Source organism: Streptomyces sp. NPDC058620 (assembly GCF_042717135.1).
Taxonomy (GTDB): domain Bacteria; phylum Actinomycetota; class Actinomycetes; order Streptomycetales; family Streptomycetaceae; genus Streptomyces.
Genome location: NZ_JBHXQO010000004.1, coordinates 143,297 through 157,570 on the forward strand (window position 1 = coordinate 143,297; position 14,274 = coordinate 157,570).

Here is a 14,274-nt window from a genome sequence, read left to right on the forward strand (position 1 = left end):
CACCACGCCACTGACAAATGTCCGCCGGGCGCCCTGTGGCGGGCCCACGTGCCCCTACTCGACGCCGATCAGCAGGGGTGCCACCTGGTGGCCGCCACGGTAGACGACCGTGTCGACGGCCGGATATCCCTCGCGTACGTGCTCCGCCAGCGCGTCGGCCAGCGCGTCCGGTACGTCCTCACCGAGGACCAGCGTGACGAGTTCGCCGCCCGCCGACAGCATCCGGTCCAGGACGGTGCGGGCCGTCGCGGGCACATCGGATCCGATGACGGCGACGTCCCCGTCGATCAGGCCGAGGATGTCACCGGCCTGGCAGACGCCCGCCATGGTCCAGGACTGCCGCTCGGCGACGGCGAGTTCGGCGTACCGGGTGGCCCCGGCGGCGGCGGTCATGGCCACCACGTCCTCGTCGAAGCCCCGGTCCGGTTCGTGGACGGCGAGCGCGGCGAGGCCCTGGACGGCGGCGCGGGTGGGGATCAGGGCGACCCGCACGCCTTCGGCGCGGGCCTGCTCGGCGGCGGCCCCGGCGGTGTGGCGCAGCGTCGCGTCATTGGGGAGGAGGACCACCTCGCGGGCGTGGGCCCGGCGGATCGCGTCGACCAGTTCGCCGCTGGCGGGCGGCTCTCCGGGGCGCGCGAGCACGGTGGTCGCCCCCGCCTCCGTGCACAGCCCCGCGAGGCCGTCGCCCGGGACCACGACGACGACCCCGCGCTGGGCGGGCTCTGCGGGGGCGTGGACCCGGTCGGCGCCGAAGTGGGTGATGCGGATGCGGTACGGCCGGCCGGCCTCGACCCCGGCCTCCACGGCCGCGCCCGCGTCGTCGACATGGACGTGGACGTTCCACAGGCCGTCGCCGCCCACCACGACGAGTGAGTCGCCGAGTCCGTCCAGCCGGGCCCGCAGCCGGTCGACGGCCTCGTCACCTGCCTCCAGCAGGTAGATCACCTCGAAGGCCGGCCCGTCCGCACCGGCCGGGGCGCAGTCGTCCGCCGGCCTGGGCAGCGCATCGGGCACGGCCCACGACGTCCGCTCCGGTGCCTGCCCCGAGACCGCTTCCACCAGCGCTCCGAGTACGGCCACCAGACCCCGCCCGCCCGCGTCCACCACACCCGCGCGTCCGAGGACGGCGAGCTGGCCGGGGGTGGCGGCGAGGGCGGTGCGCGCACTCTCGTACGCCGCTCCCACCACGGCCACGAGGCCCCCGGCCGCGCGTTCCGCCGCCTCGGCCGCCGCGGTGGCCACGGTCAGTACGGTGCCTTCGACGGGGTGGGCGACGGCCTGCCGAGCCGCCGCCGCGGCCCTGGTGAGAGCCGCTCGCAGGTGGTTGGCGTCACCGCCTTCGGCGAGCACCCCGGCCATGCCCCGCAGCAACTGCGCCAGGATGGTGCCGGAGTTCCCCCGGGCGCCGATCAGCGCCCCGTGCGCCATCGCCCGTACGGCATCGGCGCGGTCCGCCACGGAGGAACCGGTCTCATGGGCGGCGAAGACCGCTTCCACGGCCGCCGCCGCGGATTCCACGGTCAGATAGAGGTTGGTGCCGGTGTCCCCGTCGGCGACGGGATACACGTTGATCGCGTCGATCTCCTCGCGCTCCCGGCCCAGGGCCTCCAGCGCCAGTGAGCACCAGGTGCGCACCGCGACGGCGTCCAGATCGTCGGGGAGCTGCGGCACCTGATGGTCCTCCTTGAAGCGGCCGTAGGCGGCGGGTTGCACCGCAGAGTAGCCCCCGGGCCGTGGCTCGGGCGGGGACAGGGGCGGGGCCGGCGACCGGGTGAGACATGGTAGTTTCGTATCTCCGACGCAGCCGTTGTATGCTGCTTCGGTTGCCCGATGAGAGTCGGGTCAATCCCTCCGGTACCGCCACTTCAGTCAAATGATTCCGGCGCGCCGGAATTCACTGTAAGTGCATCTGAAGTCTTTGGAGTGACCCGTGGCTGCCAACTGCGACGTTTGCGGCAAGGGGCCGAGCTTCGGCAACAGCATTTCGCACTCGCACCGCCGTACGTCTCGTCGCTGGAATCCCAACATCCAGCGCGTGCGTGCCGTGGTCGGGCGGACGCCGAAGCGGCTCAACGTCTGCACCTCGTGCATCAAGGCCGGCAAGGTCGCGCGCTGACGTCTCGTCGTAGCGCAGCCTTACCGGTTGCCCAAAAGGCCGGTCCATCTCGGTGGACCGGCCTTTTGCTGTGCCCAGGGACCCTGCGGGGCCCTGCGCGACGGGGTCGGTGCGCGGTGCGGGTCAGTGCGCGGTGCGGGTCAGCCAGCCGTGGTCGACGGGGCCGATCCCGCCGCCGAGCGGGAAGCCTGCCGCGATCGCCCCGGTGACGTAGTCCTTCGCGGCCCGGACGGCCGTCGGTACGTCCTCGCCCCGGGCCAGACCGGACGCGATGGCGGAGGCGAGGGTGCAGCCGGTGCCGTGCGTGTGCCGGTTGTCGTGCCGGGGTGCACGCAACCAGTGCTCCTCGTCGCCGTCCGTGAGCAGGTCCACGGCCTCACCCGGCAGATGACCGCCCTTGATCACCACCCAGCGCGGCCCGTGGGCCAGCATCCCGGCGGCGGCCCTGCGCATGCCGGGCTCGTCGGTGACGGTGATGCCGGTGAGCTGCGCCACCTCGTCCAGGTTCGGGGTGGCCACGGTGGCGACGGGCAGCAGCTTCGTCTGTACGGAATGCAGTGCCTCGGCGGCCAGCAGCGGATCGCCGTGCTTGGAGACGCCGACCGGGTCGACGACGACGGGTGCGTCCGTGTCCGCGAGGAGTGCGGCGACCGTCTCGACGAGGGCGGTCGAGGAAAGCATGCCGGTCTTGACGGCCTGGACCCCGATGTCGTCGACGACGCTGCGGTACTGGGCGCGTACGGCTTCCACCGGAAGCTCCCAGGCTCCCTGGACCCCCAGGGAGTTCTGCGCGGTCACGGCCGTCAGCACGCTCATGCCGTGCACACCGAGGGCGAGCATCGTCTTCAGATCGGCCTGGATGCCCGCACCGCCGCCGGAATCGGACCCGGCGACGGTGAGGACACGAGGCGGTACAGCGGTGCGTATGGGCATACGCGGCAATCTACTGGGCGTCCTCGATGTCCCCGAAATGGTCCCAGCCGCCCTTGCTGGTCCACGGTGCGCCGTCGACCGTCACCTGGGGCAGCGCCGAGGGGTTGAGTACCTCGCCGATCACCTTCCAGCGGGCCGGGAGCTTCACGTCCGGCGGGAAGGTCGCCACGATCGCGTGGTCCTCTCCCCCGGTCAGTACCCACTGCAACGGGTCGACGCCGACGGCCTGACCGATGTCGGACATCTGCGAGGGGATGTCGATGAGCCCGGAGCGCAGGTCGATGCGGACCTTGCTGGACTCGGCGATGTGCCCGAGGTCCGCCACGAGTCCGTCGCTGACGTCCGTCATGGCGGTGGCGCCGAGACCTGCGGCCGCGGGGCCCGCGTGGTACGGCGGTTCGGGGCGCCGGTGCGCCTCGACGAAGGCGCGCGGTGAACGGAAGCCCCGGGAGAGCACCGCGAAACCGGCCGCGGACCAGCCGAGCCAGCCGGTGACGGCGACGACGTCGCCTGGCCTGGCGCCGGCCCGGGTGACGGGCTCGTGGTTGCGCAGATCGCCGAGTGCGGTGATCGCGATGGTGATGGTGTCGCCGCGGACGACGTCCCCGCCGACCACGGCGGCGCCCGCGACCTGGCACTCGTCCCGGATGCCGTCCATCAGCTCGCCCGCCCAGGTGACCGGGAGTTCGGCGGGCACGACCAGGCCGAGCAGCAGCGCGGTGGGCACGGCGCCCATGGCTGCGATGTCGGCGAGGTTCTGCGCGGCGGCCTTGCGGCCGACGTCGTACGCCGTCGACCAGTCACGGCGGAAGTGCCGCCCCTCCAACATGATGTCGCTGCTGGCCACGACCCTGCGGTCGGGAGCGGCTACGACCGCGGCGTCGTCGCCGGGTCCCAGCCGTACCGCCGGAGTGGTGGTGAGCCGGGAAGTGAGCTCTCTGATGAGCCCGAACTCCCCCAACTCGCCCACGGTTCCCTTCACCGAGTCTCACCTCTCATTTATCGCACCGGACACCTGTCCGGGCTGCTTCAGCGGACCGAGGTCCCGGCCGTGGGCCGTCGGCCGCCGGGGGCACTCTGCCCCGGGACGTACTGGCATGTCCGTCCCCCGTCTGCACCGGTGGGCTTGCGGTCGCGTGCCGTCACTGCTGTCGGTACCGTCAAGAGATACGTCAACTTCTGTCTTACGTACGCCACGCTGTGGGCGTCATCCGGCCCGCAGGTCTCCCCGCGGCCCGCGGCGACGCGATACCGTGGCGTCCCTTTCCCCCACATGATCCTCGTGGCCGCCCTGGAGGTTCCGTGGTACAGGCGTACATCCTTATTCAGACAGAGGTGGGCAAGGCGTCGACAGTCGCCGAGACCATCGCGAAGATCCCGGGAGTCATTCAGGCTGAGGACGTCACAGGCCCCTACGACGTGATCGTGCGCGCACAGGCCGACACCGTCGACGCACTCGGCCGCCTGGTGGTGGCCAAGGTCCAGCAGGTGGACGGCATCACGCGAACACTGACCTGCCCGGTCGTCCACCTCTGACCCCCGTCTAGGCTGGGCCGGTGACGTATTCCGGCCGCAGGCTCCCCCGTTCGCTGTTCCTCGCACCCTCCGCTGCCGTGCTCGTCATGGCCGCGGCGGGCTGCTCCTCCAGCGACGCGCAGGCATCGATCACGGTTCCCACGCCGTCATCGGAGGCCGCAGCGTACTGCGAGGCGCTGCACGAGGAGCTGCCGGAGACCGTCGCCGGAATGGACCGGAGTGATCCCGAGCCGGCTTCCGACCTCACGGCCGGATGGGGAGACGGGGCGATCGTACTGCGCTGCGGCGTACCGCGACCCTCGAAGATGGAGGACGCCCAGTCGGACGCGGTCGACGCGGACGGCGTCAACTGGCTGCTGGAGCAGCGGGAGGGCGCCGGTCCGCGGTTCACGACCACGTACCGCAAGGCGTATGTGGAGGTGACGCTCCCGAAGGAGTTCGCCCACGACATCACGCCGCTCGCCGAGTTCGCCGATTCCGTCGGGAAGACGGTCCCGAAGAGCCTGTAGGCCCCGGGGTCTTCCCGACGGGCGCGGCGGAACGTCAGCGCAGGCCCGTGGGCCTGTTCAGTGCGGCCTGGATCAGCCGGTCCACCAGTTCCTGGTAGTCCACTCCGCTCTCCTGCCACATCCGCGGGTACATGGAGATCGGCGTGAAGCCCGGCATCGTGTTGATCTCGTTGATGACGAAGTCGCCCTCGTCGGTGAGGAAGAAGTCGGCGCGCACGAGGCCCTCGCATGAGGCGGCCTCGAAGGCGGCGACGGCGAGCCGCTGGACCTCCGCCGTCTGCTCCTCGGTGAGCGGAGCGGGCACGAGCCCGGCCGCCGAGTCGATGTACTTGGCCTCGAAGTCGTAGAAGTCGTGCGCGGTGACCGGGGGGATCTCGGCGGGCACGCTGGCGCGCGGACCGTCCTCGAACTCCAGCACACCGCACTCGATCTCGCGGCCCCGCAGCAGCGACTCCACAAGGAACTTGGGGTCGTGGCGGCGGGCCTCCTCGATCGCCTCGTCGAGGCCCGAGAGGTCGTCGACCTTGGTGATACCCATCGAGGAACCGCCGCGGGCGGGCTTGACGAAGAGCGGGAAGCCGTGTTCGCCGGCGAAGTCCACGATGCGCTTGCGGGCGGTGGGACGGTCGTTGTCCCACTCGCGGGGGCGCACCACCTCGTACGGGCCGACGGGCAGCCCGAAGGAGGTGAACACCCGCTTCATGTACTCCTTGTCCTGACCGACGGCGGAGGCCAGGACGCCGGCGCCCACGTAGGGCACTCCGGAGAGCTCCAGGAGCCCCTGGAGCGTGCCGTCCTCACCGTAGGGGCCGTGCAGCATCGGGAAGACGACGTCGACCTCGCCGAGCGCCTTGGGGACGGCGCCCGGTTCGGTGTAGACGACTTCGCGGCTGCCGGGGTCGACGGAGAGCACGACACCGCCTTCGTCGGACTCCGCGAGCTGGGCCACGTTCGGCACCTTGCGGTCCGCGATGGCCATGCGTCCGGGATCGTCGGCGGTGAGCGCCCAGCGGCCGTCCGTGGTGATGCCGATCGGCAGGACGTCGTACTTGGTCCGGTCGATGGCGTTCAGTACGGCGCCGGCCGTGACGACCGAGATGCCGTGTTCGGAGCTGCGGCCGCCGAACACGACGGCCACCCGCGGCTTACGGCCCTGCGCAGGGCTCTCGGGGCTCTCAGGGCTCTGGGGGAGGTTCTCGCTGCTCATATCGCGATGAGCGTACCCTGCACGCCCCGGGCCGAGGAGTGCAGGCACGGGGCGTGCCGGAGCGCCGTACGCCGCCGGGGTGCCGGTGCGAGCGGCGCGTGGGGAAGGGATCAGTGCCGCTCGGGCTTGGCGCTGCGCGCCATCAGCTCCTTGAGCGCGACGACCGGCGGCTTGCCTTCGTGCACGATGCCGACGACGGTTTCGGTGAGGGGCATGTCGACTCCGTGCCGGCGCGCCAGATCGAGCACCGACTCACAGGACTTGACGCCCTCGGCGGTCTGCCTGGTGGCGGCGATCGCCTCCTGGAGCGTCATCCCGCGGCCGAGGTTGGTGCCGAAGGTGTGGTTGCGCGAGAGCGGGGAGGAGCAGGTCGCCACCAGGTCGCCGAGGCCGGCGAGTCCGGAGAAGGTGAGCGGGTCGGCTCCCATGGCCAGGCCCAGGCGGGTGGTCTCGGCGAGGCCGCGGGTGATGAGGGAGCCCTTGGCGTTGTCGCCGAGGCCCATGCCGTCGGCGATGCCGACGGCCAGGCCGATGACGTTCTTGACGGCGCCGCCGAGTTCGCAGCCGACCACGTCGGTGTTGGTGTACGGGCGGAAGTACGGGGTGTGGCAGGCGGCCTGGAGGCGCTGGGCCACCGATTCGTCCTGGCAGGCGACGACGGCGGCGGCGGGACGGCGCTCGGCGATCTCCTTGGCGAGGTTGGGTCCCGTGATGACGGCGATGCGGTCCGCGGTGACGCCGGTGACATCGGCGATGACCTCGCTCATCCGCTTGGCGGTGCCGAGTTCGACGCCCTTCATCAGCGAGACGAGCACCGTGCCGGGTTCCAGGTGCGGGGCCCAGGCGGCGAGGTTCGCGCGCAGGGTCTGGGAGGGCACGGCCAGGACGGCGAAGTCGGCGCCGCGCAGGGCCTCGGCGGCGTCGGTGGTGGCGCGGACCGAGGCGGGGAGTTCGATACCCGGCAGATAGTCCGGGTTGGTACGGGTCGTGTTGATGGCCTCGGCGACCTCCGCGCGGCGGCCCCAGAGGGTCACGTCGCAGCCTGCGTCGGCGAGGATCATGCCGAAGGCCGTACCCCATGAGCCGGTTCCGAAGACGGCGGCCTTCGCGGGGTGCGTCACGTGAGTCCCTTTCCCTCTGCCTTGCGCCGTTGCTCAGCGCGGGCCTTGCGGTGATCGTAGAGCTCGGCGGGTGCCTTCCGGCCCCGTACGACCTCCAGCTGTGCGGTGATCGCGGCCATGATGACCTCGGTCGCCTCGCGCAGCACGTCGGGCGTGGGCTCCAGGTCGTAGAACCGGTCGAGGTCGACCGGCGGACCGGCCCGCACCTGGAGGGTCTTGCGGGGGAAGAAGCTGAACTTGTTCTGCCTGGCGTACGGCGGCATCGCGAGGTTGGCGCCCCACTGGGCGACGGGGATGACGGGCGCCCTGGTCAGCAGCGCGACCCGGGCGGCGCCGGTCTTGCCGGCCATCGGCCACATATCGGGGTCGCGAGTGAGCGTGCCCTCGGGGTAGAAGGCGACGCATTCGCCCCGCTCGATCGCGTCGACGGCGGCCCGGAAAGCGTCCAGCGCATTGCTCGTCTCGCGGTACACGGGGATCTGGCCGGTGCCTCGCAGCATCATTCCGACGAAGGGGGTACTGAACAGTCCCGCCTTCGCGAGCAGCCGCGGCACCCGGCCGGTGTTGTACTGGAAATGCCCGTACGAAAGGGGGTCCAGGTACGAGTTGTGGTTGACCGCGGTGATGAATCCACCCTCGGCCGGAATGTGTTCCATTCCCCGCCAGTCGCGCTTGAACAGGACCACCAATGGCGGCTTTGCGATGACCGCCGCCAGGCGGTACCAGAAGCCGATTCTGCGGCGGGACACTCGGACACCTTCCTCTAAGACCTGACCTGCTGCCTGGCTACTGACGGTCAAGTCTCGCCCCAGACCCCTGCTGTGTCGAGAACACCGTACGCCCCGCCTTCCGGACCGGACCTCCGGGTTGTCGGACCGGCAGGCGAGAATAAGTCGCAATGCGTACGGAGGGGGAGATGGCCACGAACACCGACCTGACCGGGTCCTGGTCCCTGGTCGTCCCGCTGAAGCCGCTCGCGCGGGCCAAGAGCAGGCTGGGGCGGACGGCGGGGGGACTGCTCAGACCGCGCCTGGCCCTGGCGTTCGCCCAGGACACGGTGGCCGCGGCACTGGCGTGCCCGGCGGTGCGGGATGTGTTGGTCGTCACGGACGATCCGGTGGCCGGGGCGGCTCTTTCGGCGCTGGGGGCACGCATCGTGGCGGACTCACCGGCGGCCGGGCTCAACGCGGCGCTGGCGCACGGAGCGCGTGCGGTGCGTACGCGACGGGCAGGTGCGGCGGTGGCCGCACTCAATGCGGATCTTCCCGCACTGCGCCCCGAGGAATTGGCGCGGGCGCTCGATTATTCCGCCACATTTCCCCGTGCATTTGTTACGGATGCCGCGAGAATCGGTACGACATTTCTGTCGGCATCACCCGGTGTGGAATTGCGTCCGGCTTTCGGCGGCCCTTCGAGGGCCCGGCATCTGGCTTCGGGAGCGGCGGAAATTACGTTGTCCGGGCTCGACTCGGTCCGCCGGGACGTGGATACCGGTGAGGATCTGCGGGTGGCGCTGGCCCTCGGGGTCGGCCCGCACACCGCGGGACTGCGCGCCTCGGCCGGTCCCGCGAGGGACCGATAGGCTGCCGTTCATGCAGGCGACCGCGTATACGTACGACTCCGAGACCCGCACCGGCAGTGTGCTTCTCGACGACGGCACCCCGATGGACTTCGACGCCCCGGCCTTCGACGCGGGCGGCCTGCGGCTGCTGCGTCCGGGGCAGCGCGTGCGCATCGAGGTGAGCGGTGAGGGAGCCTCGCCGCGGATCAGCCTGGTGACGCTGCAGACGTTCTGATCAAAGCCCGCGGGCCGGGCTCCCCAGGGGGAGCCCGGCCCGGCGCGTGTGAGAGGAACGAGCGTTGCCCGTTCTCACTTCTTGCGTGCAGTGGCCTTCTTGGCCGTGGTCTTGCGCGCCGTGGTCTTCTTCGCGGGCGCCTTCTTCGCCGTGGTCTTCTTGGCGGGCGCGGTCTTGCTGGCGACGGCGGTCTTCTTCGCCGGGGTCGCCTTCTTCGCCGGAGCGGCCGCCTGCTTGGCGGTGGCGGCCTTCTTGGCGGTCGCGGTGGCCTTCTTCGCCGTCGGCGTGGCCTTCTTGGCGGTGGCGGTGGTCTTCTTCGCTGCCGGCACGGCCTTCTTGGCGGTGGCCTTCTTCGTGGCCACGGCCTTCTTGGCGGTCGCCTTCTTGGCGGCGGCCTTCGCCGTCGTACGGGTGGAAGAACCGCCCGAGAGGCTGCCCTTGGGCGCCTTCTTCACGGCCACGTCGTTCTTGGGGAGCTTCTTCGAGCCGCTCACCAGGTCCTTGAAGCCCTGTCCCGCACGGAAACGGGGCACGGACGTCTTCTTGACCCGTACGCGCTCACCCGTCTGCGGGTTGCGGGCGTACCGGGCGGGGCGGTCGACCTTCTCGAACGAGCCGAAGCCGGTGACCGAGACACGGTCCCCTGCGACAACTGCGCGGACGATCGCGTCGAGTACCACATCGACAGCGTCTGCGGCCTGCTGGCGGCCGCCGACCTTGTCGGCAATCGCTTCTACGAGCTGCGCCTTGTTCACGTCTTCCCCTTCGGAGACATTGCCAGAACGAAAGTGTTCAAGCTTTTTCGCACGTTAGGCAGATATATACCGCAAATCAAACACGAAACGGGCTAATCACCCTAGTGCCGCAACGAAGTCGACCGCTGCGCAGTTCCGCAGAGTCAGTCACCTTCGGGGAATCGGCCCTCATCGAGGTCCTTCATCAACCGGTCCAGACGCCTAGCCGCATCTGGGAGATCGTGCTTCGCCGCGGCCGTGATGACCAGCAGCTTCCGGGACAGCGCCATCCGTACGCCCTCCGGGACTTGCAGTGCGCGCACTGTTGCGTGCGCTTCCTTCAATCGGTCGGCGACTTGGCCATAGAGCTTGAGTTGGCTGTCGCGTTCCATGCACCGATTGTGCCATCTGGGGCGAGTTGTCGCCCGACGGGGTCTCAACAAGCGACTGCGCCCCCTGCCGGAAGGCAGGGGGCGCAGTCCTGGAAAAGCGCTGCTCAGACCTCAATTGTACGCGGCTTGTGAGTCGGCCTTGCCGCCTCATAAGTCGCAATGTCCGCTTCGTTCTGAAGGGTGAGGCTGATGTCGTCGAGGCCGTTCAGGAGCCGCCAGCGGGCGTTCTCGTCGAGCTCGAAGTCGGCCGTGATGCCCTCCGCGAGGACCTGGCGCTTCTCCAAGTCCACGGTGATTTCGGCCGTTGGGTCGGCCTCCGTCAGCTCCCACAGCGCGTCCACGACCTTCTGGTCGAGTACGACGGTCAACAGACCGTTCTTCAGCGAGTTGCCGCGGAAGATGTCGGCGAACCGGGAGGAGATGACGGTCTTGAAGCCGAAGTTCTGCAGAGCCCAGACGGCGTGCTCGCGCGAGGAGCCGGTGCCGAAGTCGGGACCCGCCACCAGGACCGAGGCGCCTGCCCGCTCCGGGCGGTTGAGGACGAAGTTCTCGTCCTTGCGCCACGCCTCGAAGAGCCCGTCCTCGAAGCCGTCCCTGGTGACCTTCTTCAGCCAGTGGGCGGGGATGATCTGGTCGGTGTCGACGTTGCTGCGGCGCAGCGGGACGGCCCGGCCGGTGTGTGCGGTGAATGCTTCCATGGCTATCGGACTCCGGCGGACGTGAGGGCATCGGACAGATCGGCGGGCGAGGCCAGATGGCCCAGTACCGCGGTGGCCGCGGCGACCTGCGGGGAGACCAGGTGCGTACGGCCGCCCTTGCCCTGCCGGCCCTCGAAGTTGCGGTTCGAGGTGGACGCCGAGCGCTCGCCGGGAGCCAGCTGGTCGGGGTTCATGCCGAGGCACATCGAACAGCCCGCGTGCCGCCATTCGGCGCCGGCGGCGGTGAAGACCTTGTCCAGGCCCTCCTCGACGGCCTGGAGGGCGACGCGCACGGAGCCCGGGACGACCAGCATCCGTACGCCGTCGGCGACTTTGCGGCCGTCCAGGATCGAGGCCGCGTTGCGGAGGTCCTCGATGCGGCCGTTGGTGCAGGAACCTACGAAGACGGTGTCGACGTTGATGTCCCGCAGCGGCTGCCCAGCGGTCAACCCCATGTACTCCAGGGCCCTTTCGGCGGCGTGCCGCTCCGAGGCGTCCTCGTACGAAGCAGGGTCGGGGACGTTGGCCGACAGGGGCGCGCCCTGGCCGGGGTTGGTGCCCCAGGTGACGAACGGCGCCAGTTCGGCGGCGTCGATGACGACCTCGGCGTCGAAGACGGCGTCGTCGTCGGTGCGCAGGGTCTTCCAGTACGCGACGGCCGCGTCCCACTCCTCGCCCACGGGGGCGTGATCGCGGCCCTGGAGGTAGTCGAACGTCGTACCGTCCGGGGCGATCATGCCCGCGCGGGCGCCGGCCTCGATCGACATGTTGCAGATGGTCATCCGGGCCTCCATCGAGAGCTTCTCGATGGCGGAGCCGCGGTATTCGAGGATGTAGCCCTGGCCGCCGCCGGTGCCGATCCGGGCGATGATCGCCAGGATCAGGTCCTTGGCCGTGACGTTGTCGGGCAGTTCGCCCTCGACGGTGATCGCCATGGTCTTCGGGCGGGCCAGCGGGAGCGTCTGGGTGGCCAGAACGTGCTCGACCTGGCTGGTGCCGATACCGAAGGCCAGCGCGCCGAACGCGCCATGGGTGGAGGTGTGGGAGTCGCCGCAGACCACGGTGGTGCCGGGCTGTGTCAGCCCGAGCTGGGGGCCGACCACGTGCACGACGCCCTGCTCGACGTCGCCCAGCGGGTGCAGCCGGACGCCGAAGTCCGCGCAGTTCTTGCGCAGGGTCTCCAGCTGCGCGCGGGAGACCGGGTCGGCGATCGGCTTGTCGATGTCGAGGGTCGGGGTGTTGTGGTCCTCGGTGGCGATGGTGAGGTCGAGACGCCGCACCGGGCGTCCGGCCTGCCGGAGGCCGTCGAACGCCTGCGGGCTGGTCACCTCGTGCAGCAGGTGCAGATCGATGAAGAGAAGGTCGGGCTCGCCCTCCGCGCGCCGGACGACGTGGTCGTCCCAGACCTTCTCCGCGAGTGTCCTACCCATCGCTTTCCCTCCGGCCGGCGTCTTCGCCGGCCCAACTAGAGATTCGGTGCGCCACCGTCCGGACCCCCGTGCGGGGCAGTGGCTACGGGCCGTTGTGTGGCCGCCCGTACAGGTTCGCAACTTCCGCCGGAAATTGAACTTGCGTTTCACAGAGTGAGACGCGAGTATCGTCGTATGGACAACTCTAGCGGCGTCGGCGTTCTCGACAAGGCAGCTCTGGTATTGAGCGCCCTGGAGTCCGGTCCGGCCACCCTCGCCGGGCTGGTCGCGGCGACCGGGCTCGCACGACCCACGGCTCATCGGCTGGCCGTGGCACTGGAACACCACCGCATGGTGGCGAGGGACATGCAGGGCCGGTTCATTCTCGGCCCCCGGCTGTCGGAACTCGCGGCCGCGGCCGGTGAGGACCGTCTCCTCGCGACAGCGGGACCGGTGCTCACGCATCTGCGCGACATCACCGGCGAGAGCGCGCAGCTCTACCGCAGGCAGGGCGACATGCGGATCTGCGTGGCAGCGGCGGAACGGCTGTCCGGACTGCGGGACACCGTGCCGGTGGGCTCCACGCTCACCATGAAGGCCGGCTCCTCCGCGCAGATCCTCATGGCCTGGGAGGAGCCGGAGCGTCTGCACCGCGGCCTCCAGGGTGCCCGGTTCACGGCGACGGCACTCTCCGGCGTACGCCGACGGGGCTGGGCCCAGTCGATCGGCGAGCGGGAACCGGGCGTCGCCTCGGTCTCGGCGCCGGTGCGGGGGCCCTCGAACCGGGTGGTCGCCGCCGTATCGGTCTCCGGACCCATCGAGCGCCTGACCCGTCACCCGGGCCGGATGCACGCCCAGGCCGTCATCGACTCGGCCGCGCGGCTGAGCGAGGCGCTGCGCCGCACGGGCTGACGTACACCCGTCCCATCCGTCTCATCCGGAAGGCCGCCCCAGCGCCGTGGCGGCCCCGTTCAGTCCTTCCGTTCCGTGGACGAGCGGTGTGCGAGACGATCCGCCGCACGGCGGCCTCGCCCCTCGACCGGCAGCTCGGTGAACTGGGCTGGGCGACGGCCCGGGAACTGGGCGAACTCTCCCCCGTGTAGCGCTCCCTGGTCGCCTCCATGGCGACGCTCGCCCGGCTGGGATACCCGTGCGACATCGAGTATCCGACCCAGCAGGCCCGCTTCATGGAGCGCGCCGCCGTCCACGACTTCGACGTCATGGAGAGCTGTGCCACGGAGGCGGAGCGGGTGGAGAACGCGGTCGCCTCGGCCGTGCTCTACGAGCCGCTGCTGATGTCGCTGCGACGGCTGGCCCAGAGCCAGGAATCGGCCCTACGGCCACGGCCTCTGAGCCGATGGCGGCCGACACGGCAAAAGGCCCTCCACCGGGGTGAAGGGCCTTTTGCTGTCGAGCTGTTGTACCCCCGACCGGATTCGAACCGGCGCTACTGCCGTGAGAGGGCAGCGTGCTAGGCCGCTACACAACGGGGGCTTGTTACTTCGGACTTGCGCTGGGCTACCAGGACTCGAACCTAGAATGACGGTACCAGAAACCGTAGTGTTGCCAATTACACCATAGCCCATGGTGTTACAAGTACCCCCGACCGGATTCGAACCGGCGCTACTGCCGTGAGAGGGCAGCGTGCTAGGCCGCTACACAACGGGGGCCCTAGCGATCCTGCATCAAGAACGTGGGTGCGACCCAGATGTTCTCGCGAGAAGGATCTGTACCCCCGACCGGATTCGAACCGGCGCTACTGCCGTGAGAGGGCAGCGTGCTAGGCCGCTACACAACGGGGGCTTGTTACTTCGGACTTGCGC

Annotated in this window: 16 protein-coding genes and 4 tRNA genes; 6 read left to right on the top strand and 14 right to left on the bottom strand. The window is 70.1% G+C overall.

All coding sequences use genetic code 11. From position 1 onward, the window contains the following. Window positions 1-54: 54 nt before the first annotated feature. On the bottom strand, window positions 55-1,671 hold the full coding sequence (locus ACFWSK_RS06975; protein ID WP_383782933.1) for a DAK2 domain-containing protein: 1,617 nt from the start codon (window positions 1,669-1,671) through the stop codon (window positions 55-57). A gap of 259 nt (window positions 1,672-1,930) precedes the next feature. Between ACFWSK_RS06975 and rpmB the strand changes: the two genes are divergently transcribed. Continuing rightward, the gene (gene rpmB, locus ACFWSK_RS06980; RefSeq protein ID WP_003965989.1) at window positions 1,931-2,116 is read left to right on the top strand and encodes a 50S ribosomal protein L28; all 186 of its coding nucleotides are present in this window, start codon (window positions 1,931-1,933) and stop codon (window positions 2,114-2,116) included. Between the two features lie 123 nt (window positions 2,117-2,239). Here the strand turns inward: rpmB and thiD are convergent, their stop codons facing one another. Then, window positions 2,240-3,049 carry a bifunctional hydroxymethylpyrimidine kinase/phosphomethylpyrimidine kinase gene (thiD, locus tag ACFWSK_RS06985; protein ID WP_383782820.1) on the bottom strand — a complete coding sequence of 270 codons (810 nt, stop codon included), beginning with the start codon at window positions 3,047-3,049 and terminating at the stop codon, window positions 2,240-2,242. A 10-nt stretch (window positions 3,050-3,059) separates the two neighbouring features. Next, window positions 3,060-4,031, bottom strand: a complete 972-nt coding sequence (locus tag ACFWSK_RS06990; protein ID WP_185298270.1) for a thiamine-phosphate kinase — start codon at window positions 4,029-4,031, stop codon at window positions 3,060-3,062. Between the two features lie 320 nt (window positions 4,032-4,351). Here ACFWSK_RS06990 and ACFWSK_RS06995 point away from each other — a divergent pair, with 320 nt between their 5' ends. Both ACFWSK_RS06995 and ACFWSK_RS07000 read left to right on the top strand, forming a co-directional pair. Continuing rightward, on the top strand, window positions 4,352-4,585 hold the full coding sequence (locus tag ACFWSK_RS06995; protein ID WP_383782822.1) for an Lrp/AsnC family transcriptional regulator: 234 nt from the start codon (window positions 4,352-4,354) through the stop codon (window positions 4,583-4,585). Window positions 4,586-4,605: 20 nt separating this feature from the next. Next, window positions 4,606-5,094 (top strand): DUF3515 domain-containing protein, encoded by a 489-nt coding sequence (locus ACFWSK_RS07000; RefSeq protein ID WP_383782824.1) that lies wholly within the window; start codon window positions 4,606-4,608, stop codon window positions 5,092-5,094. A 34-nt stretch (window positions 5,095-5,128) separates the two neighbouring features. Here ACFWSK_RS07000 and ACFWSK_RS07005 read toward each other — a convergent pair whose 3' ends face one another. The 3 genes from ACFWSK_RS07005 to ACFWSK_RS07015 form a co-directional block, all read right to left on the bottom strand. After that, window positions 5,129-6,301 (bottom strand): D-alanine--D-alanine ligase family protein, encoded by a 1,173-nt coding sequence (locus ACFWSK_RS07005; protein WP_383782825.1) that lies wholly within the window; start codon window positions 6,299-6,301, stop codon window positions 5,129-5,131. Window positions 6,302-6,411: 110 nt separating this feature from the next. Next, window positions 6,412-7,422, bottom strand: coding sequence for an NAD(P)H-dependent glycerol-3-phosphate dehydrogenase (locus ACFWSK_RS07010; RefSeq protein WP_383782827.1), 1,011 nt, complete (start codon window positions 7,420-7,422; stop codon window positions 6,412-6,414). Beyond that, window positions 7,419-8,171, bottom strand: coding sequence for a lysophospholipid acyltransferase family protein (locus ACFWSK_RS07015; protein WP_383782829.1), 753 nt, complete (start codon window positions 8,169-8,171; stop codon window positions 7,419-7,421). Before ACFWSK_RS07015 ends, ACFWSK_RS07010 begins: the two co-directional genes overlap by 4 nt. Before the next feature lie 149 nt (window positions 8,172-8,320). On the opposite strand from ACFWSK_RS07015, the gene cofC reads away from it, so the two are divergent. After that, window positions 8,321-9,004 carry a 2-phospho-L-lactate guanylyltransferase gene (gene cofC / locus ACFWSK_RS07020; RefSeq protein ID WP_383782831.1) on the top strand — a complete coding sequence of 228 codons (684 nt, stop codon included), beginning with the start codon at window positions 8,321-8,323 and terminating at the stop codon, window positions 9,002-9,004. A 10-nt stretch (window positions 9,005-9,014) separates the two neighbouring features. Further along, window positions 9,015-9,218 carry a hypothetical protein gene (locus ACFWSK_RS07025; RefSeq protein ID WP_383782833.1) on the top strand — a complete coding sequence of 68 codons (204 nt, stop codon included), beginning with the start codon at window positions 9,015-9,017 and terminating at the stop codon, window positions 9,216-9,218. A 74-nt stretch (window positions 9,219-9,292) separates the two neighbouring features. Here ACFWSK_RS07025 and ACFWSK_RS07030 read toward each other — a convergent pair whose 3' ends face one another. The 4 genes from ACFWSK_RS07030 to leuC form a co-directional block, all read right to left on the bottom strand. Next, the gene (locus tag ACFWSK_RS07030; protein WP_383782835.1) at window positions 9,293-9,973 is read right to left on the bottom strand and encodes an HU family DNA-binding protein; all 681 of its coding nucleotides are present in this window, start codon (window positions 9,971-9,973) and stop codon (window positions 9,293-9,295) included. Window positions 9,974-10,116: 143 nt separating this feature from the next. Next, on the bottom strand, window positions 10,117-10,344 hold the full coding sequence (locus ACFWSK_RS07035; protein WP_383782837.1) for a hypothetical protein: 228 nt from the start codon (window positions 10,342-10,344) through the stop codon (window positions 10,117-10,119). 104 nt (window positions 10,345-10,448) lie between these two features. Further along, the gene (gene leuD / locus ACFWSK_RS07040; RefSeq protein WP_383782839.1) at window positions 10,449-11,042 is read right to left on the bottom strand and encodes a 3-isopropylmalate dehydratase small subunit; all 594 of its coding nucleotides are present in this window, start codon (window positions 11,040-11,042) and stop codon (window positions 10,449-10,451) included. A gap of 2 nt (window positions 11,043-11,044) precedes the next feature. Beyond that, window positions 11,045-12,472, bottom strand: coding sequence for a 3-isopropylmalate dehydratase large subunit (leuC, locus tag ACFWSK_RS07045; protein ID WP_383782841.1), 1,428 nt, complete (start codon window positions 12,470-12,472; stop codon window positions 11,045-11,047). Between the two features lie 174 nt (window positions 12,473-12,646). Between leuC and ndgR the strand changes: the two genes are divergently transcribed. Beyond that, on the top strand, window positions 12,647-13,363 hold the full coding sequence (gene ndgR / locus ACFWSK_RS07050) for an IclR family transcriptional regulator NdgR (protein WP_003966003.1): 717 nt from the start codon (window positions 12,647-12,649) through the stop codon (window positions 13,361-13,363). A gap of 509 nt (window positions 13,364-13,872) precedes the next feature. On the opposite strand, the gene ACFWSK_RS07055 is transcribed toward ndgR, so the two are convergent. The 4 genes from ACFWSK_RS07055 to ACFWSK_RS07070 all read right to left on the bottom strand — a co-directional run bounded on the left by ACFWSK_RS07055 (window position 13,873) and on the right by ACFWSK_RS07070 (window position 14,254). Next, window positions 13,873-13,945 (bottom strand) — tRNA-Glu (locus ACFWSK_RS07055). 19 nt (window positions 13,946-13,964) lie between these two features. Then, a tRNA-Gln gene (locus ACFWSK_RS07060) sits at window positions 13,965-14,036 on the bottom strand. 12 nt (window positions 14,037-14,048) lie between these two features. Further along, window positions 14,049-14,121 (bottom strand) — tRNA-Glu (locus tag ACFWSK_RS07065). Window positions 14,122-14,181: 60 nt separating this feature from the next. Beyond that, window positions 14,182-14,254 (bottom strand) — tRNA-Glu (locus ACFWSK_RS07070). Between the last annotated feature and the right edge of the window lie 20 nt (window positions 14,255-14,274).

What these genes read in the sequence shown, in the direction of transcription:
- cofC (WP_383782831.1), top strand. Translation starts at nt 8,321, where the DNA reads ATGCGTACGGAGGGGGAGATGGCCACGAACACCGACCTGACCGGGTCC.
- ACFWSK_RS07025 (WP_383782833.1), top strand. Translation starts at nt 9,015, where the DNA reads ATGCAGGCGACCGCGTATACGTACGACTCCGAGACCCGCACCGGCAGT.
- leuC (WP_383782841.1), bottom strand. Translation starts at nt 12,472, where the DNA reads ATGGGTAGGACACTCGCGGAGAAGGTCTGGGACGACCACGTCGTCCGG.
- ACFWSK_RS07005 (WP_383782825.1), bottom strand. Translation starts at nt 6,301, where the DNA reads ATGAGCAGCGAGAACCTCCCCCAGAGCCCTGAGAGCCCCGAGAGCCCT.
- ndgR (WP_003966003.1), top strand. Translation starts at nt 12,647, where the DNA reads ATGGACAACTCTAGCGGCGTCGGCGTTCTCGACAAGGCAGCTCTGGTA.
- thiD (WP_383782820.1), bottom strand. Translation starts at nt 3,049, where the DNA reads ATGCCCATACGCACCGCTGTACCGCCTCGTGTCCTCACCGTCGCCGGG.
- leuD (WP_383782839.1), bottom strand. Translation starts at nt 11,042, where the DNA reads ATGGAAGCATTCACCGCACACACCGGCCGGGCCGTCCCGCTGCGCCGC.
- ACFWSK_RS07035 (WP_383782837.1), bottom strand. Translation starts at nt 10,344, where the DNA reads ATGGAACGCGACAGCCAACTCAAGCTCTATGGCCAAGTCGCCGACCGA.